Annotated in this window: 19 protein-coding genes; 6 read left to right on the forward strand and 13 right to left on the reverse strand. The window is 72.6% G+C overall.

The annotated features are described in order from the left end of the window. The first annotated feature begins 11 nt into the window (after positions 1–11). Entirely contained in the window at positions 12–1,898 is a 1,887-nt protein-coding gene (locus Val02_RS00435; RefSeq protein WP_203896803.1) for a WD40 repeat domain-containing protein, read from the forward strand. A 25-nt stretch (positions 1,899–1,923) separates the two neighbouring features. On the opposite strand, the gene Val02_RS00440 is transcribed toward Val02_RS00435, so the two are convergent. Beyond that, positions 1,924–2,610 (reverse strand): MerR family transcriptional regulator, encoded by a 687-nt coding sequence (locus Val02_RS00440; RefSeq protein ID WP_203896804.1) that lies wholly within the window; start codon positions 2,608–2,610, stop codon positions 1,924–1,926. 163 nt (positions 2,611–2,773) lie between these two features. On the opposite strand from Val02_RS00440, the gene Val02_RS00445 reads away from it, so the two are divergent. Continuing rightward, positions 2,774–3,586, forward strand: coding sequence for an SAM-dependent methyltransferase (locus Val02_RS00445; protein WP_239151132.1), 813 nt, complete (start codon positions 2,774–2,776; stop codon positions 3,584–3,586). A gap of 17 nt (positions 3,587–3,603) precedes the next feature. Here the strand turns inward: Val02_RS00445 and Val02_RS00450 are convergent, their stop codons facing one another. Beyond that, positions 3,604–3,777: a CsbD family protein gene (locus Val02_RS00450; RefSeq protein ID WP_203896806.1), complete on the reverse strand. Its 174-nt coding sequence runs from the start codon at positions 3,775–3,777 to the stop codon at positions 3,604–3,606. Between the two features lie 55 nt (positions 3,778–3,832). Between Val02_RS00450 and Val02_RS00455 the strand changes: the two genes are divergently transcribed. Continuing rightward, positions 3,833–4,564 carry a GNAT family N-acetyltransferase gene (locus tag Val02_RS00455; protein ID WP_239151144.1) on the forward strand — a complete coding sequence of 244 codons (732 nt, stop codon included), beginning with the start codon at positions 3,833–3,835 and terminating at the stop codon, positions 4,562–4,564. Here the strand turns inward: Val02_RS00455 and Val02_RS00460 are convergent. Further along, entirely contained in the window at positions 4,551–6,215 is a 1,665-nt protein-coding gene (locus tag Val02_RS00460; protein ID WP_203896808.1) for an enoyl-CoA hydratase-related protein, read from the reverse strand. The genes Val02_RS00455 and Val02_RS00460 overlap by 14 nt on opposite strands. A gap of 237 nt (positions 6,216–6,452) precedes the next feature. Here Val02_RS00460 and Val02_RS00465 point away from each other — a divergent pair, with 237 nt between their 5' ends. Further along, the gene (locus tag Val02_RS00465) at positions 6,453–7,868 is read left to right on the forward strand and encodes a COG1470 family protein (RefSeq protein ID WP_203896809.1); all 1,416 of its coding nucleotides are present in this window, start codon (positions 6,453–6,455) and stop codon (positions 7,866–7,868) included. A 24-nt stretch (positions 7,869–7,892) separates the two neighbouring features. On the opposite strand, the gene Val02_RS00470 is transcribed toward Val02_RS00465, so the two are convergent. Together Val02_RS00470 and Val02_RS00475 are read right to left on the reverse strand one after the other, a co-directional pair. After that, positions 7,893–8,657, reverse strand: coding sequence for a class I SAM-dependent methyltransferase (locus Val02_RS00470; RefSeq protein WP_203896810.1), 765 nt, complete (start codon positions 8,655–8,657; stop codon positions 7,893–7,895). A 69-nt stretch (positions 8,658–8,726) separates the two neighbouring features. Beyond that, positions 8,727–9,470, reverse strand: coding sequence for an aminotransferase class IV (locus tag Val02_RS00475; RefSeq protein WP_203896811.1), 744 nt, complete (start codon positions 9,468–9,470; stop codon positions 8,727–8,729). Between the two features lie 67 nt (positions 9,471–9,537). Between Val02_RS00475 and Val02_RS00480 the strand changes: the two genes are divergently transcribed. Both Val02_RS00480 and Val02_RS00485 read left to right on the forward strand, forming a co-directional pair. Continuing rightward, positions 9,538–9,945 (forward strand): NUDIX domain-containing protein, encoded by a 408-nt coding sequence (locus tag Val02_RS00480; protein WP_203896812.1) that lies wholly within the window; start codon positions 9,538–9,540, stop codon positions 9,943–9,945. A gap of 9 nt (positions 9,946–9,954) precedes the next feature. Further along, entirely contained in the window at positions 9,955–10,341 is a 387-nt protein-coding gene (locus Val02_RS00485) for a type II toxin-antitoxin system PemK/MazF family toxin (RefSeq protein ID WP_203896813.1), read from the forward strand. Positions 10,342–10,412: 71 nt separating this feature from the next. Here the strand turns inward: Val02_RS00485 and Val02_RS00490 are convergent, their stop codons facing one another. The 8 genes from Val02_RS00490 to Val02_RS00525 all read right to left on the reverse strand — a co-directional run bounded on the left by Val02_RS00490 (position 10,413) and on the right by Val02_RS00525 (position 19,903). Continuing rightward, positions 10,413–11,360 carry an NADase-type glycan-binding domain-containing protein gene (locus Val02_RS00490; RefSeq protein WP_203896814.1) on the reverse strand — a complete coding sequence of 316 codons (948 nt, stop codon included), beginning with the start codon at positions 11,358–11,360 and terminating at the stop codon, positions 10,413–10,415. Then, on the reverse strand, positions 11,338–11,874 hold the full coding sequence (locus tag Val02_RS00495; RefSeq protein ID WP_239151133.1) for a phage tail protein: 537 nt from the start codon (positions 11,872–11,874) through the stop codon (positions 11,338–11,340). The genes Val02_RS00490 and Val02_RS00495 overlap by 23 nt, the downstream gene beginning before the upstream one ends. Next, positions 11,871–13,829, reverse strand: coding sequence for a putative baseplate assembly protein (locus Val02_RS00500; protein WP_203896815.1), 1,959 nt, complete (start codon positions 13,827–13,829; stop codon positions 11,871–11,873). The genes Val02_RS00495 and Val02_RS00500 overlap by 4 nt, the downstream gene beginning before the upstream one ends. Further along, entirely contained in the window at positions 13,826–14,236 is a 411-nt protein-coding gene (locus tag Val02_RS00505; protein ID WP_203896816.1) for a GPW/gp25 family protein, read from the reverse strand. Before Val02_RS00505 ends, Val02_RS00500 begins: the two co-directional genes overlap by 4 nt. Before the next feature lie 93 nt (positions 14,237–14,329). Next, positions 14,330–14,716, reverse strand: a complete 387-nt coding sequence (locus tag Val02_RS00510; RefSeq protein ID WP_203896817.1) for a PAAR domain-containing protein — start codon at positions 14,714–14,716, stop codon at positions 14,330–14,332. A 27-nt stretch (positions 14,717–14,743) separates the two neighbouring features. Then, complete coding sequence (locus Val02_RS00515) at positions 14,744–16,390, reverse strand: VgrG-related protein (protein WP_203896818.1); 1,647 nt, start codon at positions 16,388–16,390, stop codon at positions 14,744–14,746. Then, positions 16,383–17,051: a CIS tube protein gene (locus tag Val02_RS00520; RefSeq protein ID WP_203896819.1), complete on the reverse strand. Its 669-nt coding sequence runs from the start codon at positions 17,049–17,051 to the stop codon at positions 16,383–16,385. Before Val02_RS00520 ends, Val02_RS00515 begins: the two co-directional genes overlap by 8 nt. Then, positions 17,051–19,903 carry an eCIS core domain-containing protein gene (locus Val02_RS00525; protein ID WP_203896820.1) on the reverse strand — a complete coding sequence of 951 codons (2,853 nt, stop codon included), beginning with the start codon at positions 19,901–19,903 and terminating at the stop codon, positions 17,051–17,053. Before Val02_RS00525 ends, Val02_RS00520 begins: the two co-directional genes overlap by 1 nt. Positions 19,904–19,906 lie beyond the last annotated feature (3 nt).

The raw sequence follows: 19,906 nt of genomic DNA on the forward strand, positions 1-19,906 counted from the left end.
TGCTGTGTCCCGTGGCGGACGGATGGCGATGGCTCGACGACGCACTGCGCGAACGGGGCCCGGCGGGCGTACCCGAGGTGGCGGCGTTCGCGCAGCTGTTGGGGCCGGTGGAGCCGGCGTCGGCACTGGTCGACATCGCGTGCAGCCGGCTGGGCGTGGCGCCGGGCGGGTTGCCGCCGGCCCGCCGGCTGGTCAACCGGTGGCCGTTGCCGGACGTGTTCCCCGGCTTGCGGCGCGTGATCCGGGCGCCCGCGGCCGTGCGCTCGCTCGCGGTGACGCCGGACGGCGAGCTGGTGGCGGGCTGTTCGTACGGGCACGTCCTGGGGCGGCTCGCGCGGCATCCGGACCGGGTGGCCGGCGTGGCCGTCTCGGCGACCGGGCTCGTCGCGTCGACCTCGGGGGAGTCGGTGCGCCTGTCCGACCTGCGCACCGGCGCACTGCTGCGGGAGGTGCCGGTCGTCGAGGCGGTCTGCACCGACGTGGCCGTCACCGCCGACGGTTCGCTGGTCGCCGCGTCGATCAACCGGGGCGAGGTGTGGCTGCTGGACGCCGCGACGGGGGAGGTCCGGGAGCGGTTCGCGGCGGGGACACTGCCCCAGGCGGTTGCCGTGTCACCCGACGGGACGTGGGTCGCGGCCGCCGGTTTCGACTACGACATTCATCTGTGGAACGGCGTGAGCACCGTCCACGATGGACACTCCGACGTGGTGTACGCGCTGGCCGCCTCGCCGGACGGCGCACTTCTGGCCAGCGGAGGCGACCGGAGCGGCATCGTGTGGGACCCGCGCACCGGCCGGCGGGTGGCGACGCTGGAGCACGGCGCGGACGTGCACGCGGTGGCGTTCTCGCCGGACGGCCGGCTCGTCGCGACGGCCGGCGACGGCCCGGTCCGGGTGTGGGACGCGCGCTCCGGCGCCCGGGTGCGCACGTTCCGCGGCAACCACCGCGCCGTGTGGGGACTCGCGTTCGGCCCCTCCGGCGAATGGGTGGCGAGCGGGTGCGACGCCGGTGACGTTCGACTGTGGACGGTCGAGGACCGCTCGGTGCGCCCCGGTGGGACGGCCCGACGCTCCCGCTGGGGCGGGGCGGTGGCCGCCGCGGACGGCACGTGGATCGCGGCGATCCGCGACGACGCGGTCGAACTGCGCGACGCCGCCACCGCGCAGCGACTCCGCACGCTGCGCCACGACGCGTCCGCCCTCATACTCGCGGCGGCCCGGAACGGCGCCTGGCTCGCCGCCGCCCACACCGACCGCACGATCCGTGTGCACGACCCACACGACGGCCGCCTGTTGCACAACCCGACGGCCGGTGGTCGCGCCGCCGCGCTCGCCGCCGCTCCCGACGGCACGTGGCTCCTGGTGGCCGGCGGCCACTCGGACGGCTGGGCGGAGGCGCACGACCTGACCGCCGGCGAACTCCGCTGGCGGATCACCCCGCCCACCCGGGTACAAGGAACGGCGATCGGCCGCGACGGGACGTGGTGCGCGCTGGTCCACGAGGACCGGATATCCATCGTGGACGGGACGACGGGGGCGCTCCGGCACACGCTCGACACCACCGGCACCTCCGCCGTCACGGTGGACCCATGCACGGACCTGCTGGTGACGGCCGGTGCCGACGGTGTGCGCCACTGGGACGCGGAGTCGGGTGCGGTGCGGGGTCGGGTCGCCCGTTCGGGGGTCGGGCGGGTGCACGCGATGGCGGTCTCCCCGGACGGCTCGCTACTGGCAATGGCCGGCTGGACCAACGAACTGCGCGTCCACGAGATCGGGGCCGACCGGCCGGTGGCGGCGATGCGGGTCGACGCGACGTGGGTGAACACGGTGTGCTGGCTGCCGGACGGCGCGCTGTGCGTGACGGCCGACCCCGGCATATACGTCTTCACCCTGACGTGAACCCCTTCGACGCCGCGGGCTGGGGTCAGCTGGCGCGGCGGGTGGGGTGGACCGGGGCGCGGCGGGTCGCTACCGGGTCCGGGCGCGCGGCCAGGTTCTCCACCGCCGCGCGGAATGCCTCGTTCAGCAGTTCGGCCAGGCCGTCCGGCAGTCCGGCGGCGATCCGCTCGACCGGCTCCAGTGCCCGTGCCGAGTCCGGATCCCGGGTCAGTGTGCGGATCCGCCCGCCGGTCATCCGGGCCAGATCGTCGGCGACCGCGCCCAGCCGGTCCAGGATCGCGATGAGGATGTGCAGCGCCGCCAGCGTAGGCAGCCCGACCTTGCGCAGTTCGAGGGCGCGGCGCAGCAGTTGGGGGCGCAGCACGTGGGGCGTGCCGTTGTCGCCGCGGGCCGTGATGCCGTGCCGCTCGAGCCGGAACGCCAGCGCCGGCTGCTCCTCCGCCAGCCGCCCGACGAGCCGGTTCAGCTGTTCGTTGTGCGCCCTGGTCTGGCCGGTGCCGAGCATGGCCTCGATGGCCGCGAGGTTGAACCCCTGGCGCTGCAGCGCCTTCACCGACTCCAGGCGGTCGCGGTGCCCGAAGTCGTAGTAGGCGACGCGCCCCCGGCGGACGGGCCGGGCGATGAGGCCGCGCGCCTGATGGGCCCGGATGTTCCGGGGCGACATGCCGACCTCGCGGGCCAGTTCGGCGATGGTGTACTCGCGTGCGTTCACGGCTCCCATGGTGGGCGGCCGGATTCGATGCAACATCGGTAGAACTACGCAATCGAGGACGCGATGCGAGTTCCTTTGCCTGAGATGTTCGTCTATGGTGTGTTCGGCCCGCGATCTCCCCCCAGGAACGCGGGCCGCCCAGACTTCGTGTTCACTGTGGACCGTGACCTCCCCGGATCCGGACCACTACCACGCCGACCTGCAGACCGACCGGCCGCATCCCGCACGGGTGTACGACTACCTGCTGGGCGGCAAGGACAACTTCGCCGCCGACCGTGCCGCCGCCGAGCAGGGGCTGAAGGTCAATCCCAACGCCCGCACCGCCCCCCGGGAAAACCGGGCGTACCTGATGCGCACCGTCCGCTTCCTCGTCGACGCGGGCGTGCGCCGGTTCATCGACGTCGGCACCGGCCTCCCCACCAGCCCGAACATCCACGAGATCGCCCAGGGCCTGCAGCCCTCGACCGAGGTGGCGTACATCGACAACGACCCGATCGTGCTCACGCACGCGCGGGCACTGCTGACCAGCACCCCCGAGGGGCGCACCAGCTACGTCGACGCCGACCTCTCCGACGTGGACCGCATCCTGGGCGCGGAGCCGGTGCGGCACATGCTCGACAGCGGGCAGCCGGTCGCGCTGCTGCTCTACGCGATTCTGCACTTCTTCCCCGACGCCACCGACCCGTACGGCATCGTGCGGCGGCTCGTGGACGCCCTGCCCTCCGGCAGCTACCTGGTGATCTCGCACATCACCGACGACTACGACAAGCCGGCGTGGGCGAAGTTCCAGCAGATCTTCCGGGCGCAGGGGATCGACACGCAGTTCCGCTCGCAGAAGGAGGTGGAGGCCTTCTTCGAGGGGCTCCAGCTCGAGCACCCCGGCGTCGTGCCGATCCTGTCGTGGCGGCCGGACACGCCGCCGGAGTTCACCGACGCGCAGGTGGCGCTCTACGGCGGCGTGGGTCGCAAACCGTAGAGCGCCACCGGGCGCGCTCAGCCCTTGAACGCGTCCTTGATCTTCTCGCCGGCCTGCTTCAGGTCGGCCTTCGACTGGTCTGCCTTGCCTTCGGCCTGCAGGTCGCGGTCGTCGGTGGCGTCGCCGACGCCCTCCTTGACCTTGCCGGCGGCCTTCTCGGCGGCGTTGTCGATCTTGTCATCGGTACCCATGCCCGTCGGATACCCCGGCGGGCGGCATCGAACCTCGTATCGTGTGCCCGTGGAGATGTTCCCGCTGGCCGAGCGGCCGGACCTGGCGCCGCTGCTGGGCACCTTTCACGGCGGCTGGCCCGAGTTCATGTACGGGGACCGGGTCGCCCCGCTGTACTACGACATCGCGCAGACGGCGTTCGCGCAGTACGTGCTCGTGGCGCCCGATCCCGACGAGCCCACCCGGGCCGCGGCGGCGGCGTACAGCGTTCCGTACACGCCGCCGCCGGTGCTGCCCGTGGGCGGGTGGGACGCCGTGGTCGTCGCGGCGATCTCGGACCGGGCGGCGGGGCGGCGCGGGACGCAGGTCTCCGCCCTGGAGATCATGGTGCAACCGGACCTGCGGGGGAGGGGCCTCGCCGCCGTCGTGCTGGACGCCATGCGGCGCAACGCCGCGCGGCTCGGGCACGACACGCTCGTGGCACCGGTGCGGCCCAACGGCAAGAGCGACCCGTTCGAGCCCATGTCGACCTACGCGTTTCGGACGCGGGAGGACGGGCTGCCGGTCGACCCGTGGCTGCGCGTGCACGTGCGGGCCGGCGCGCGGATCGAGGCGGTGGCGCCGCGTTCGATGCTGATCGCCGGCACGCTCGCGGAGTGGCGGGAGTGGACCGGGCTGCCGTTCGACCGGCCGGGCCCGGTGCGGGTGCCCCGCGCGCTCGCCCCCGTGCACTGCGACCCGGATCAGGATTCGGCGGTCTACGTCGAGCCGAACGTCTGGGTCCGCCACAGCCTCAATCAGCGATGAGCCTGGCGGGTGTGGCGCACGGCGGTTCCTTGTAAATGAAGGCCTTTCGCGCCCGGTCGAAGCGCTGCCGGTCGTCGAACAGGTCGCGCGCCATCTCGCCCAGTTCGACGGTCTCGTGGTAGGACAACGGCCAGCGCTGCTTGGCCGCCCGGGCCCGCCGGGCGTCCACAGTGGAGCGCCAACGCGCCGGATCCGCCCACCCGGCCGCCACCTCGCCGAGCCACCCGTCGAACTCCTGCGGCTCCCGCGGCCCCACCGCGTCCACCAGCCCGAGCGAGCGTGCCCGGTCGGCGTCGACGGGCAGTTTGTTGTGCAGCAGGGCGGTCGCCTGTTCGGGGCCGACCCGGGCCGGCAGCGCGTAGGTGTGCAGTTCCGACCCGTACAGACCCATGTCGTAGAACGGGTTCAGCACCACGCCCGCCCGCGCCACCACCACGTCGGCGCCGAGCCCCAGCATCGCCCCGCCCGCGCCGGCACCGGCCGTGTAGGCCGAGACGAGCACCTTGCCGGTCGCCGCGCAGAGCCGACGGCAGATCGCGTTGATGGCCCGGATGTTCGCCCAGGCCTCGGCCGCGGGCTCCGGCGCCGCCTCGATCACCCCGAGGTGGATCCCGTTGGAGAACGACTCATGCGTCCCGCGCACCACGAGCACCCGCGTGTCGTCGCGCAGCGCCGCGCGCAGCCCGGCCGCCACCATCCGGCACTGGCGCGTGCTCATCGCCCCGTTGTACGCCCGGAACGTCAGCGTGCCCACCGGACCGTCGCGGTGGTAGTGCACGGGGGCGTAGCGTTCGCCACCGGCCTGCGCAGGGGCCTCCGGCACGGACCGGCGCAGTACCGCCGTGGCGAACAGCTTCAGCGACGGCCCGCCGTCCTCGCGCACCCTGTTGAGCTGTCCGATCCAGACGCTGCCGTGCCCGGTGCCCACGAGCACCGCGCCGTACCGGCGCCCCAGGATCTCGCCCGGGGGACCCGCGATCCCGCCGACCGACGCGTCGAACGCCCGCACCTCCAGCCCGCCGATCCGGGTGCGCACACCGGGGAAGCCGTCCGCGGCGCGGATGTGGCGCACGATCCGCTCCGGGTCGTCGTCCCACGCGAACGCGCGGTCCGACTGGCGCACCAGGGGCCGGAGTCCGGTACCCGGCACCGCTCTAGGTGCCCGTTCCAACGGAATGGGTTGAAAAGAGGGGTCGGACGCCTTGGCGACGACCTCCTCGACACACTCCACCGCCGCGTCCGCGACCGGGCCGTTGTAGAGCGCGGACTTACGCGGCGGGTCCTCGGGGATCGTGAAGATGCGCGTCGCCCAGACCGGTCCGGCGTCCATCTCCTCGATCGCCTGCAGCGCCGTGACGCCCCAGATCCGCGCGCCGTCGGTGATGGCATGGTCCAAAGAGGACGGTCCGCGGTCGCCGACCGGTCCGGGGTGGATGATGACCGTGCGCCAGTGCCGCCAGATCTCCTCCGGGACCTTTTCCTTGAGGAACGGGCACACCACCAGTTCCGGTCCGAAAGCACGCACGCCGTGCAGCATCGCCTCGGGGCTGGTCGACAACTGGACCGACACCCGGTGCCCGCCCGCGCGCAGCCGGCACCAGACCCGTTGGGTCAGCCCGTTGAACGCCGACGCGAGCAGCAGGATCCTCATATGCGAAACGCCTTCCGTGGCCGGTGCACGATGTGCCGGCGGCGACCCTAAGGATCATTCTGCACGTCCGATCGGACCCGATGTGCGACATTGATCAACATATTGGTGGCGGGGTTTGATGACACCGTTGCGCGCCCTGGCCTCGGCTTTGCCTTTACGGGCACCGTCCGGACTTGCGCGGCTGAGTACCGTCGATGCCGGCGGACACCCGTCGGGACGCACCTGGGGAGGAGCGGCATGGTAGCCCTGCCACTGAAAGTGGGCATCACGCCCGAGCGCGCGAGCGCGACGGCCGGTGACACGTTGCCGTTGCAGGTGAGCGTCCGCAACACCAGTGATGTCGTCGAGCACTACGTGTTCGACCTGCGCGGGCTGCCCGCCGGCGCCACCGTCGCGGTCGAGCCCGAGATCACCAAGCTGCGGCCCGGTGAGACGGCTCCCGCGACCATCAAGCTGACGCTGCCCTCCACGCCGCCGCCGCCCGCGGGCGAGTACGTCGTCGGTGTGCTGGCCCAGTCCCGTTACCGGGACGAGGTGTCGCGCTGCGCCGAACTGGCCCTGACCGTGCCGCCCACGCAGCAGGTCGCGGTGCGGGTGCAGCCGGAGGTGTTCACCGGCAAGCGTTCCGCGAAGTACGCCGTCGACCTGATCAACGAGGGCAACACGCCGCTGCGGCTCAGCCTCACCGCGACCGACAAGGAGAACCGGGTCCGCTCGACGTTCAAGCCGGCGTTCGTCACGCTGGCCCCGGGCACCTCGGCGCGCACCGACCTCAAGGTGAAGGCGTCGGTGCCGTGGAGCCAGGAGAAGATCCGCGCGCTGACCATCGGCGCGACCGGTGACGGCGCCGAGGGCGGCACGACGGCGACGTTCGTGCAGCGGCCCCGGGTGGCGTCCAAGCTGGCGCGGGTCGCCGGCATGGTCGGCGCGGTGGCGATCCTCGCCGGGGCGATCGTCGGCGGGGCGTACATCATGCGCGAACGCGCCGCGGATCAGGCCGCCGCCAACGCGGCCGCCGCCTCGCAGGCCCCGGTGGGCGCCAACACGCCCGCTCCCGCTCCGTCTCCGCCGGCGGCGCCCGGGGGTGGCGCGTCGGCCTCCGGCGCTGCCGCCGCCGGTGCCTCGGCGGGTCCCTCGGCCGGTGCCTCCGGAGCGACGGCCCCGGGTGGTGCCGCTCCCGGGCCGCGCGAGGTCGACCTGACCACGCCGGCAAACGGCATCGTGCCCAGCGACGCCTTCCGCGACAAGGGAATCCTGCTGAGCGGCCTGCCCGATCAGGGCGGCCCGGCCCAGTGCAAGGACGCGACCGGGGTGGCCGTCGGCAACGCCGACCCGGCCGGCAAGTCGCTGACGGCGGCCCGTCCGGACGCGCCGACGCAGTGCGTGGACGTGCCGGTGCAGATCCGGTTCCTGGTCCCGGCGACCCAGGTGGCGGTGCAACTGGTCGGCGGCAACAACCGCCGCATGGAGGTGCACTTCCGCGACCTGTCGACGCAGATCGTCGGCCCGGCGCCGGGTGGCGAACTGACGATCTCCGACGACGGGAAGCGGCAGGGCATCGACTACGTGGTGATCCGGGGACTGGGGGCCGACCTGACGGCGACGAAGCCGCCGGCGGCGCTGAAGGGCGTGAAGTTCACCCCGTCGAAGTAGGTCCGCCCCCGCCGGCCGGGGCTCCTAGCGGTGGCCGGTGATGCGGCGACAGGTCGCCGGTAGGCGGTAGCCGCCGGACTCCGTGCGGAACGCGCGGAGCTCGTCGGCCATCACCCGGCGGGCCTCGTGGCGCGCTTCCTCGTCGAGGCCGTCGAAGAGCGGCTTCAGCGGCCCGAACTCGGCGACGAACGCCCACCAGGTGTCGAAGTCCGGATACTCCGTCTCCCAGCGGTACCAGGACGCGTCGATGCTGTAGAACCCCTCGAGATGCTCCTCGAGCCGTTCGTGCCGGCCGAAGGCGGCCTCGAAGTCGGGGACGGTCCCCTTCGGCAGGACCTGCCGCAGGACCCGCAGGCCGAAGCCGGTGTACGGGCTCGACTCCAGATCGGCCCAGGCGGCGATGCTCAGGATCCCGTCGGGGCGCAGGACCCGGGCCGCCTCCCGCGCCGAGACGTCGAACGGCGCGATCCCGGGCATCAGCAGCCCCATGCGCGAGATGACGGCGTCGACGCTCTTGTCCTCGAACGCGAGCGCGGTGATGGACATCGTGCGGAACTCGACCGCCAGCCCGTCCCGAGCGGCCTCGACGCGGCCGGCATCCAGCACCGCCGGGTCGATGTCGATCGCGGTGATCCGCAGGTCCGGCCGGCGGCGCGCCAGTGCGAGGCTCAGCGTGCCGGTGCCGCAGGCGAGCTGAACGACGTGCGCCCGCGCGGGCAGCGGGGACAGCGGGGCGAGCAGGGGTTCGACCAGGCCGCCGAGCAGCCGCATGAGGTTGTTGTCGGTCACCCGCTCGACTGAACCACGGGTTCCGGCCCGCCCACCATGTGCGTGCGGCCCGGATTCATACGAGTGCGTTCAGAGTACGTCCCACGGGATGGCCTCGTACTCGGCCGCCAGGGCCTTCAGTCGTACGTCGTCCACCGGGAACCGTACGTCGTCGATCCTCGCCACGCCGCCGACACCCAGGGAATTGGTGACGACTGCACCGTCGAACGTCGGCAGGTCCGCCAGGCGCACGGCTTCGTTCCGGGAACGCAGGCGCGGCGCGATCAACTGCATCGTGATCCCCGGCAGGTGCGGCGCGTCCGGCCAGACGACCTCGTCGCCGCGCAGGAACGCGATGTTCGCGATGGCGGCCTCGCTGATGACGCCGTCGGGGCCGGTCAGCAGCGCGTCGTCGAACCCGTTCCGCGCGGCCCGCCGGCCGAAGTAGACCTGCGCGAAGCCGCCGAGGTGCTTGAGGTGTGCGACCGGGCGCTGATACGCCACGGACTGCAGACGTTGGCGCATCCCGGGGCTGCCGACCGGCGGGCGTACCACCACGGCGACGGTGGGCTCGTCGTCGTCCGGGCCGGGGCCGTAGACGTACACGCCCGCCGAGGCGTCCGGGGTGTCGCGCACGGCGTGCCACAGTGCGCCGCGGACCCGTTCGGCGTCGAGCGTCGTGTCGAAGAGTTCGCGGGTGGCGCCCTCGAGCCTCGCCAGGTGCAGGGCGAGGCCGCGGACCGCGCCGGCGCGGACCTGCATCGCGGTGAAGTGGCCGTAGGTGTTGGCGCCCGGGGGCGGCAGCGGCCGGTCCGACTCCACACGCATCGACATGATCCTCACCTTAGCCAGCGCCCCGCGTCTGGCGGGCTTTGCGCCCGGACCGTGCAGGATGAGGCGGGTGAGTGGTGACGAGCCCCTGTACCTGCGGGATCCCGAGGCGTATCGCGCCTACCTCGCCGAGGGGAACCGGACGCAGGCGCGCAAGCGGGTCAGTGCCGACGTGCTGTTCCGGGACGAGACCGGCCGGATCCTGCTGGTCGACCCGCGCTACAAACCCGACTGGGACCTGCCGGGCGGCATGGCGGAGGCCAACGAGTCGCCGCTGGACGCCGCCCGCCGCGAGGTGCGCGAGGAACTGGCCGTCGACTGGCCCGGCGGGCCGCTGCTGACGGTGGACTGGGTGGCGCCGCACGGCCCCTGGGACGACGGGCTCGTGTTCCTGTTCGACGGGGGAGTACTCCCGGGAACTGCTGCGCCCGGGCACCTTCGACCGGGTGTGGAACGCGGGAGCGGCGTACCTCCATAATGGGCGACCATGAGCATCGTTCGGGATCTTGGGCGCACACTCTCCTACTCGCCGAACCTCGACGGGGAGGCCGATCCCGGTGAGGTCGTCTGGACCTGGGTCGCCTACGAGGACGACCCGTCCCAGGGCAAGGACCGGCCCGTGCTCGTCGTCGGCCGGCGCGGCTCCACGGTGTACGGCCTGATGCTGTCGAGCCAGTCCGAACGGGCCGGCCAACGCCACTGGTACTCCCTCGGCCCCGGTGCGTGGGACCGCGAGGAGCGGCCGAGCTTCGTGCGGCTGGACCGGGTGCTGGAGCTGGCCGAGGACAGCATCCGCCGCGAGGGTGCCGTGCTCGGGCGGCCGCAGTTCGACCGTGTCGCCGGTGTGCTGCGCGCGCAGTACGACTGGAGCTGAAGTGGTGGGGACCTGTACCGATCAAGAGTCGCCGATGACCTGCGTAGGTCCCCGCCACTTGCGAGGACCGGTCAACGAAGTTCGTCGAACGCCGCCTCGCTGACCGTCACGTCCCGGTATTTCGTGCCGGGGTAGACGCCCCGCACCACGATCTGGACCTTCGTCGTGGGCGCCCCGTCGAGTTCGAGCGTCTGCGGGTCGCCGGTGTCCTTCGGCTGCCACTGCTTCGTGCCGGCATCCGTGACGATCTCGGCCGAAGCGATGCGTTCGTTGTTGGTGTAGTCGGTCGGGCTCCGGTTGAACCCGTTGTTGATGGTCACCCGCACCAGCCGCACCGGCTTGTCGAACGTGAACGTCAGCGTCTGCCCGTTGTTGTTGGGCAGGGCGGGGCCGTTGCTGTGCCACGCGGTGTCGTTCGCGCCGTCGAGGGTGTTCTCCGGGCGGTAGCGGTCGCCGGGGATGGCCGTCGTGGCGGTCACCTTGATGGTGTTGGGCGGCACCCGCACGATCGCGGTCGGCGCGGAGGACTTCGCGACGGGTGGCGGTGAAGCCGGGTCGTCATCGCGCAGGAGCACGAAAGCCGTTGCCACGGAGGCGATCGCGAGCACGACGACGGCCGCGAACACCCAGATGCGCCAGCGGTTCGACGGCGCCGGCGGCGGCAGCACCACCGGCGGTGGCGGCAGTGCCTTCAGGCGGTAGCCGCACCGCTCGCACCAGGTGCGGTCGGCGTGGTTGACGTAGCGGCAGTTCGGGCAGGAGATCGTGTCCGGTGTGGACGGTGGCTCCTCGGCGAGGGCCAGCGCCGGAGCGGGCGGCGCGGGGCCGCTGTCCTGCTCACCCGGCAGGCGCGCCGGAGGCGTGACGCTCGTGCGCTCCTCCTCGGGCAGCCGCAGGTACATCAGCGGGTAGCCGCAGCGCGGGCAGAGCCGGTCCTCGCCGATGCGGACCGGGCCCCCGCAGTCCGGGCACGACGGCGGCCGTCGACGGGACGGCTCATCGACCACGGCGTCCCCCACCCGTGCCGTCGCTCGGGTAGCGCACGTCCAGCACGATGTTCGCGCCGAGCGGGACCTCCTGCTCGAGGATCGCGCGCACCTGCCGTTCGCTCAGGTGACCGGTGTGGTCGAGCTGAACGGTGACCGTGTTGTCCGGCGGCGGGATGGTGTCCTTCTGACCGAACACGCCGCCGCTGTCGCTCACCTCGACGCGCGCACCGGTCGCCGCGCCGAGCAGACCCTCGACACCGTGCCGGGTGCCGCGCCAGCCGAGCAGCTTTCCCGCCTGGCGCAACAGGTCCCGCTGATACTCCGCCGAGTCCGTCGGTTCGAGCTGCAGGCCGAGCCAGGAGGCCAGATACGCCAACATCTCCGGACTGGCGAGGCCCGTGTCCACCTGATGTTCGATGCCGTCCACCCGGTCGCGCACGGTGTCGGCGACTTCCTGGAACGCCGTCACGAACCGGTTCAGCACCGGATCCTGCGCCATGGCGCGGGGCAGCTGCGAGATGAGCCAATCCTTGTCGACACTCACTGTTGCACGACCACCCGGTGCTGGAACGACATGAACAGCGCGTCCGGCAGCAGGCGCAGCCGCTGGTCCACCTGGTCGAGGGTCTCCTCGCGGCGCAGGTCCGCGGGGAAGAAGTGCACCGCCTCCACACCCAACACGCCGAAAGCACCGTGCAATACGCCGTACACGTCACCGAGGCGCAGGTCGGCCCCGAACGGCCAGCCCTGCCCACCCGGTCCACCCGTCAACGGGTTGAGGTACTCGTACAGCGCCTCCTCGGCCCGTTCCCGGACAGTCTCGGGACGCACACCGGATCCGGCCCGCACCTCCGCGACCACCTTGACGCCCTGATACCTCGGGGGTTCGATGCGCAGCCGCATCGTCAGCAGCCGGCGCGGCTCCAGATATGCCTTGATGCGCTCCTCCAACTCCTCCGGAATGGCGAGGTCGTCGAGGCGCAGGCCCTGCGGTGTGCTTTCGATGCGCGGCACCACGAGGAGGCGCGCGGGCTCGCCGGGGCGTTCCGGCGGAAGGCATTTGGCGCGCGCGACCCCCTGCGCGGCGTCGAGGGTGAGTCGCTCGACGTCCTCGGCGGTGACCGCGCGCCGGGCGCCGCGCAACAGCATCGGTCCGCGCTGCTTGGCGTTGTCGACGCTTTCCGCGTCGACCCCGCCGGTCGCCGCGTCGAGGTTGGTCACCCCGGCGACAAACGGGATCGACGTCCGCAGGATCGTCAACCGGTTCGGGGGAACGTTGCCGCGCCGGCCGCCCCCGTACCGATACCCGGTCACCCAGATCTGCGCGTCGGTCGGCGGGACGGCCCCGTGCTGCTGCCCCTTCCCTTGCCGGTCAAGGATTCTGGGCCCGAACTGGATCTGCCCCGTGGCACCGGACCACGTGTACACGCGGTCCTCCTCCGTCGCGTCGGACAGGTCGGCGACCTCGTTCCACAGCTGCTCCTCCGGCTCGCCCCCGCGGTCCGGCCGGGGCAGCACCACCCGCACCGTCTCGTCGGGACGGCGCGGCAGCACCGGCACCCGCCGCACCCCGAACACCTGTCCGGGACGGCCGTCGCTGGTGCCGAGCAGCTCGGCCGGGGCCGGTTCGGCGTGGTGCGCGGCCACCGCCCCGCCCAACGCCAGCGCCGACAACGACTCCAGCACCGGCGGGTTGCGGTACGAGGGCTGGCCGCGTTCCGGGGCGACGAGCCGGCAGCGGATCCAGTGCGCGCGGCGGGTGCCGAGGGTCAGCGGGCGGTGCCGGTTCGGCAGCAGCAGCGTCACCTCGCCGGTGATGTTGAAGCCGGCGCTGGTGTCCTCGATGATGCGCACCGAACGCCACTCGCGCCCGTCCCACGCCTCCCACACGCGCGGCGGCCGCCGGGGGTCGACACCCGCGCCCTCGGGCCCGGTGGTGACCTCCATGCGGATCAGGTTGCCGGCGGAGGGCTCCTCGAAGCCGAAGTACACCGCCTCGTCCGGGCGCAGCGTCGGGAACAGCTGCACCGACGACGCCTCCCGGCGCAGATCCTCGTAGTGGTCGGTGAACTGGTCCGCCGTGTGCGTCAGGCACGCGATGAGCTTCGGCGGCACGATGGTGAGGTCCTCGTCGGTGAGGAAGACGACCGCGTCCTGATCGCCCGCGCGGTCCGTGGAGACCTGGGTACCGGCCGGCACGCGCACCGGATCCTCGCGCGGCGCCGTCAACGTGAACAGCAGATCCGCCCGCGCCGGCACGGAGGAGAACAGCTCCACGCCGACCAGTTCGAGGAACTTGACGTAGAGCCGGTCCGGCACCTGGTTGAGCCGGTACAGCGTCATCTCCGTCATCCAGGCGAACAGCTCGATCATCGCCACGCCGGGGTCGGAGACGTTGTGATCCGTCCACTCCGGCACCAGCCGGTTGATGCGGCGCTTCGCCTCGTCGACGATGTCCTGGAACCGGCGGTCGTCCAGGTTCGGTGCCGGCAAACTCATGGGCTGTCCTCGATCGGGATGGCGTAGAACGGAAAGACGAGGTTTCGGGTGTCGTTCGTGGAACGGACCTGATAATCGACCTCGATGGCGACCGAACCGCTCTCGTGGTCGGGCACGGCGACGACGCGCTGCAACTCGATGCGGGGCTCCCAACGGGCGAGCGCCTCGCGCACGTACTGCTCCATCAGGCCGAGCGTGCCGGAGGTCAGCGGCGCGAAGACGAGCGTCCAGATCGCACAGCCGAACTCGGGCCGCATGACGCGTTCGCCCGGCCGGGTCGACAGGATCATCCGGATCGCGCCGTCGATCTCCTCGGTGCCGCTGACGAGGCGCACCGTGCCGGCACCGGTGATGGAGGCCGGAAAGGCCCACCCGCTGCCGACGAAATCACCGTTTGGCGCGCTCAAGGCGTCGCCTCGCTTCGCTCACCGGCGCCTTGCGGCGCAAAAGCACAGCGCTTCATGATGAGCTCCCGCAAGCGTGCGCTCATTTCATCCCTCTCATGCGCTGATCACGTCCGGGGAGCCGGCGGTGATGGACGACGTGGGCGCGTCGACGGGATCGTTGCACGTGGCCACCAGGTCGCCCATGCGCGCGATCGGCTTGCCGTTGACCAGCACCTGCGACGGGCGCGGGATCACCTTGCCCAGGTTCGTCGGCGGCTTGCTGAACGACATCGGCGGCGGCGGAATGTGCGGCGGCTGCTGCGAGATGCTGTCCTGCGTAGCCACCGGCAACCCGTTGACCTTCACGTCCGGCGACAGCGCCTGCGTGAGGTTCCCCGCGTAGGGCAGCGGAGTGGGCACCGGCGGGCCGGACGGCGGGATGAGGATGTGGATGTCCGTGCCCATCACGGGATCGTTCTGGCGTGCGACGGGTTGAGACATGCGCGTCCCCTTGAGCTTGTCGGATGGTCAGTTGAGCTTGATGGGCTTACCGGAGAGCGTCATCGCGCTCTTCGCCGTGATGTCGACCGTGTTGCCGTTGAGTTTGAGCGAGTTGGACGCGTTGACCTCGATGTCGGTGGCGTCGATGACGAGCTTCTTGTCGCCGGTCAGGTTCGACTCCGCCACCGCCAGGTGGAGCTTCACCTTGGTGCCGCCGAGCAGCAGGTCGATCGCCTGCGTCGGATCGTCGATGATGGCGAGCCGGGAGTCCTTGCGGCTGGCCAGGATCCGTTGCTGCACCACGCCGTTCTTCGGGGCGTCGGGCTGCGGCGGCTGGTCGGTGCGGTTCCACAGGCCGCCGAGGACCAGCGGGCGGGTCTCGTCGTCGAGTTCGAAGCCGATGAGCACCTCGTCGTCGACCTCCGGCAGCCACTGCATCCCGCGCTTGGGTCCACCGCCGGGCGTCACCACCCGCGCCCAGGTGCTCTCGTCCTCTTTGGACAGTGTCGGGAACGTCACCTTCACCCGGCCGAGCTTCTCCGGATCGTCGTTGTTGGTGACGATGCCGACGACGAGCCCCTGCCAGCCGCGCTTCTCCGCGTGGCCGCCACCCACCAGGTCGGCGAGGCCGGACGGCTCACGCCCCCCGCACACGAACTTCGTGACGTACGGCTTGCCCGCCGCGTACAGGTGCTCGACGGTGGTGACGGTGTACTTGCCCGACAGGCGCGAGCCCACCTGCTCCAGCGACACCTTGGCGCCGGCACCCAGCATCGGGTCCCCGGCCGTCTCGCCGCGCAGCACCACTTCCTCGCCCGCGGCCCGCGTCAGGAACGCCTCCGCCAGCGCGTCCGCCTCCGCCTGGTCCGTCACCGGGAACTGTCCCGCGTTGCGCTTCACCGCGCCGAACGCGCGCTTCGCGGCCGAGGAGAGTTCCTTCGCGGCCGGCGCGTCGGTGCCCGGTTCGGCGTTCGAGGCACGACCCGTGACGGCCTTCTTGCCGAGGGAGTCCCAGCCGTCGATCTGCACCTCGTCGGCGCGCTCGCCCGCGGAGAAGCGCACGCTGAAGCGCTTGAGGTTGCCGCCCCACTTGAGCTTCGGCGGCGAACCCGCGGCCCGCGGCGACTTCTTGAAATAGAACGTCTTGTCGGCGATCCAGAAGTGGAACCCGATGCGTGCCGCGCGCCGGCGCAGGAACGCGTAGTCGGTCTCGCCCCGCTGGAGCACGTACTCGTGCACCTCGCCGGAGCTGTCGACCTCCACGGAAAGCCCGTACTCGCCGGCGATCCGGCTCGCGATGTCGGAGTCCGTCACACCCTGGTAGCTGCGCGACTTGCGTTGCCGGGCCAGGCGATGGGTCACGTCCATGCCGGAGACGTGCAGCTCGTGGCGGCCGCTCGGCCCGGGGGAGACCTCGACGGCGGTCACCTCGCCGACCGTCACCACCACCGGATCCGCCTCGGCGCGGAACGCGATCTCGATCCGCTGGCCGAGATTGAACGTTCCCTTGTCGAAGACGTCGAAGTGCGGATCGTCGAAGCGGAGCGCGAAATAGTCGGGCAGCAGCACCGATTCCTCGACGCGCACCAGCGTCAGCTGGCCGTACAGCTCCGCCGCCAACGGTTTTCCGTCGACCGAGATGATCGCGCCGTCGAGGCGCCGTTGGTCAGCCACGGTGGCGCACCGGCAGTTCGGGAATCACCAGCAGTGTGCCGGCCGGCACCGCGATCGGGTCGATGATGTTGTTGGCCTCGGCGATGAGCCGCCACCTGGTCGAGTCCGCGTAGTGCGTCGCCGCGACCCGGTCCAACGTCTCGCCCGGCACCAGACGGTGCACGGTGTGCAGCGTCGGCGTGTGCGAGGTCGGGTTCTGCAGCGGGTACACGCCCTCCTCGTTCCACTGCTTCAGCGACATGTCCGCCTTGGCGCGCAACGGCATCCCGCTCGACGCGAAGTAGGTGAACTTGATGGTGAGCTTCTCGACGATCGCCTTGAACGAGTGCAGCTTGCCCCAGTGGAACTCCACCCACGGCGGCCGCGCCTTGTTGCGTTGCTTGTCCGAACCCTTCAGCGCCGGGTCCACCTTCATCAGATCCAGCAGCCGGTCGGTGTAACCCGTCACCTCCTCGCCGGTGTCCGTGGTGTCCAGCGTGAGGCTGAGCGTCAGCGTGCCCGGCTGTCCCGACTGGAAGCGCAGCTCGGGTGTGTTGCCACCCTTGGTCTCCGGCGCCTGCCACGTGTTCGACTTGGTGATGGTCAGTTCCGCCGGGTTGAACAGGCAGCGGATCTGGTCGCCCTTCTCGGTGAGCAGATACGCCTTCTCCGGTCCCGCCATCAGAACACTCCGTTCCAGCGTCCGCCGCGCCGCTCAAGCTCGCGGAGCAGCCGTTCCTCGACCATCTCGACGATCCGGTCCGGGTCGACCGGTTCGGCCTGTCCCCCCGGGGTGTTGTTCGGAGCCGCGCCCGGGACGGATGGCAGCGCGCCCGCGACGGCGCCTTGCGCTCCGTTCACCGCGTTGTTGGTGTTGTCGAACGCCTGCTGCGCGTAGCCGCTCGCCTGTTGCGCGTATCCGCTCGCCTGGCCGCTGACCCCGGTGAACCAGTCCTGCGCGCCGCCGACCGCACCGTCCACAGCGGACTGAGCGCTGCCCAGTGCACCGTCGACGGCGCCGTTGGCGTCGGCGATCGCCTGGTTGGCGGCGTTCGTGGCGACCTCGTTGACCCGCCCCATGGACGCGCCGGCGACCGGCAGCTGCCCGACGATGCCCGCACCCGTCTCCTGAACCTGCTGCGTGGCGCTGCCGATCAGACCCTGCGCGTGGCTGTGCCCCGCGTGCAGCGCGGCGCGCTCGTCGTCGTCCACGGCGCCGGTGAGCCTGCTCAGGAAGAACCGCGGCCGGCGGACGGACTGCCGGGTGTGCGTGAGCTCGTGGGCGAGCACGCTCGCGTTGCGGGCGTTCGGGTGGCTGGGCAGGTGGACGACGCCGCCGCTGGTGGCACCCAGGGCACCGGCCGCCGACAGCGCGGCACGGGTGGCCGGGCCGGTGGTGTACCGCGGCGCGTACGCGCGTCCCGAGATCGACCGCGCCATCGCCTGGAACGCCGCCGGCAGCTCGCGGGGCGCCTCGAGCGGCCGCCGCTTGACCGCCTCGCTCCACCGCTGGACCGGCGTGCCGATGATGCTCGGCGGCGGGGGAGTCCGCTGCACCGCACCGGCCGGATCGGGTGTGTTCCCCGGCGGCATCGCCGCCCCACCCAGAACCCGCATGTCGCCCGCCGCCACGGGGGAGGAGACGGTGGGGCCGGTGGCCGGCCGCTTCGCGAGGCTCTCGTGCCCGTGCGCACCGTGGTCGTGTCCGTGGTGCGGATCGGCCGTCGGCCGCGCGTACTCGTCCCGCGAACGCGTGATCTGCCGCGCCACCGTCCCCGGCGAGTGTCCGCTGTGGACGGTCCCCGCCCCGGCACCCGTAGCCGTACCTGCCGCCGCGCCCCGGCCCGCGGCCGAGGCGGACCCGCTAGCGGCGCCGCTCCCGGCGGCGTGGGTGCGGCCGGCGGTCGACGGCGCGGCGGCTGTCGAACCGGCTGCCGCGTGCCCGGCGGCCGACCGCGCGGCGGCGATCCCACCGGCCAGCGCGGCGGCGAGGGAGCCCGCGCCCATGGTGCGCAGCATGCCGACCCGGTCGGCGGAGACGGCACCGGGGCCGTTGGCGCCGGGCGCGGCCGCGCCACTCGTGGGCAGCACGCCACCCCGCGAACCGACACCGCCCGCGCCGAGACCCGCTCCACCCCGGCCGAGACCTGCCCCGCCCGAGCCGGCTCCCGCCGCGGCGAACCCGCCGGGCCCCGTGCCGTGCGCGCCGCCTGGACCCGTGCCGTGCGCGCCACGGGACGCCACGTCGCGTGCCGCACCGGATCCGCCGAAACCGCCGTCGGAACCCGCGCCGCGGGCCCCACCGACCCCGGAGCCGCCGGAGCCGCGCGCGCCGCCGGAGCCCGAGCCGCTGAAGTCGGTGCCCGAGCCGGAGCCGCGCATGCCGGCGCCACCCGAGCCCGAGCCGCGCGCGCCGCCGGAGCCGGAGCCCGACCCGCCTGCCGCGCCGGAGCCGGAGGTACCGACACCGCTGCCCCGTGCGCCGTTGAAGCCGCGCGGGCCGAAACCACCGACGCGCGCGTCCGCCGATAGCCCGGAGCCGTAGGAACCGCCCGAGCCTGCGCCGCGGAAGCCCGCGGAGCCGGCGCCACGTCCGCCGGAGCCACGCCCTATGGAGCCCGCCGAGCCGCCGTTGCCGGAGCCGCGCGCGTCGTTCGCCGAGCGGCCGGAGCCGCGTGTGCCGTCGCCGGCGCGCCCGCCGGGAGCGACCAGCCCGTCGCGCGCGGTCTGTCCCGGCGCCCGCCCGGAGCTGAGACCGGCGCCGTGACCGTCCACTGTGGAGGACGGAAGGGTGGGAGCGGCCCGCCCCAGGCCGAAGAGTCCGTGCGGCGCGAGCACACCCGGCACGGCCCCCGGCCGCACCTCGGGCCCGACCGGCGGCGCACCGACCAGCGCGGCGGGCGCCACGAAGGCACCACGCGCCGCGAGAGATCCGGCCGCCGAAGAAGAAGTGCGCGTCGCCGGCGAGGTCCCGCGCGTCGATGGTGCGCCCGAGCCGCCCGAGCCCGAGCGCGAGCCGCCGTAGGTGACGCCGGCCGCGCCGCTCGCCGGCGCCGGCCGGGCGGAGGCTTTGCCGCCACGAGCCGGGGCGTTGCCGGCGGCGGTCGGGCGCGAATCCCCGTTCCCCCAAGGAAAACGGCGAGAAGGATCAAGCGCGACGAACGCGGGTCGCACGCCCGGGACGGCGTCGGGTCTGATCACCGGCCCGGCCGGCGGCGCGGAGATCAGCGCGGCGACGGTCGGCTCGGCGCGCCCGATCGGACGGCGGGCGACGCCACCCGGCGCCGCCCCACTGTCCACTGTGTACCGACGGGCCGCCGTGGCCGCCCGCCGCCCCAGCTCGGCCCGTCTGAGCCTGGTCAGCAAAGGGAAGGGCAGCAACGTCGGCAACCCACCGACCACGTCGGCGGCCACCTGACGGGAGGCCCGGTGGGTGGATGCGACGAAGCCCGCGTCGGCGGGCGGTGGCGCGGCGAGCGGGAGGCGCCGGCCGATCAGCCGGCGCACCAGTCGCGCACCGCCCCACCGGCGCACGCG

Source organism: Virgisporangium aliadipatigenens, from assembly GCF_016863615.1.
GTDB lineage: Bacteria > Actinomycetota > Actinomycetes > Mycobacteriales > Micromonosporaceae > Virgisporangium > Virgisporangium aliadipatigenens.

Bases quoted from the DNA above. Each gene is read 5' to 3' on its own strand.
- Val02_RS00450 (WP_203896806.1), bottom strand. From the start codon at position 3,777: ATGGGTACCGATGACAAGATCGACAACGCCGCCGAGAAGGCCGCCGGC.
- Val02_RS00455 (WP_239151144.1), top strand. From the start codon at position 3,833: ATGTTCCCGCTGGCCGAGCGGCCGGACCTGGCGCCGCTGCTGGGCACC.
- Val02_RS00460 (WP_203896808.1), bottom strand. From the start codon at position 6,215: ATGAGGATCCTGCTGCTCGCGTCGGCGTTCAACGGGCTGACCCAACGG.
- Val02_RS00465 (WP_203896809.1), top strand. From the start codon at position 6,453: ATGGTAGCCCTGCCACTGAAAGTGGGCATCACGCCCGAGCGCGCGAGC.
- Val02_RS00475 (WP_203896811.1), bottom strand. From the start codon at position 9,470: ATGTCGATGCGTGTGGAGTCGGACCGGCCGCTGCCGCCCCCGGGCGCC.
- Val02_RS00485 (WP_203896813.1), top strand. From the start codon at position 9,955: ATGAGCATCGTTCGGGATCTTGGGCGCACACTCTCCTACTCGCCGAAC.
- Val02_RS00500 (WP_203896815.1), bottom strand. From the start codon at position 13,829: ATGAGTTTGCCGGCACCGAACCTGGACGACCGCCGGTTCCAGGACATC.
- Val02_RS00510 (WP_203896817.1), bottom strand. From the start codon at position 14,716: ATGTCTCAACCCGTCGCACGCCAGAACGATCCCGTGATGGGCACGGAC.
- Val02_RS00520 (WP_203896819.1), bottom strand. From the start codon at position 17,051: ATGGCGGGACCGGAGAAGGCGTATCTGCTCACCGAGAAGGGCGACCAG.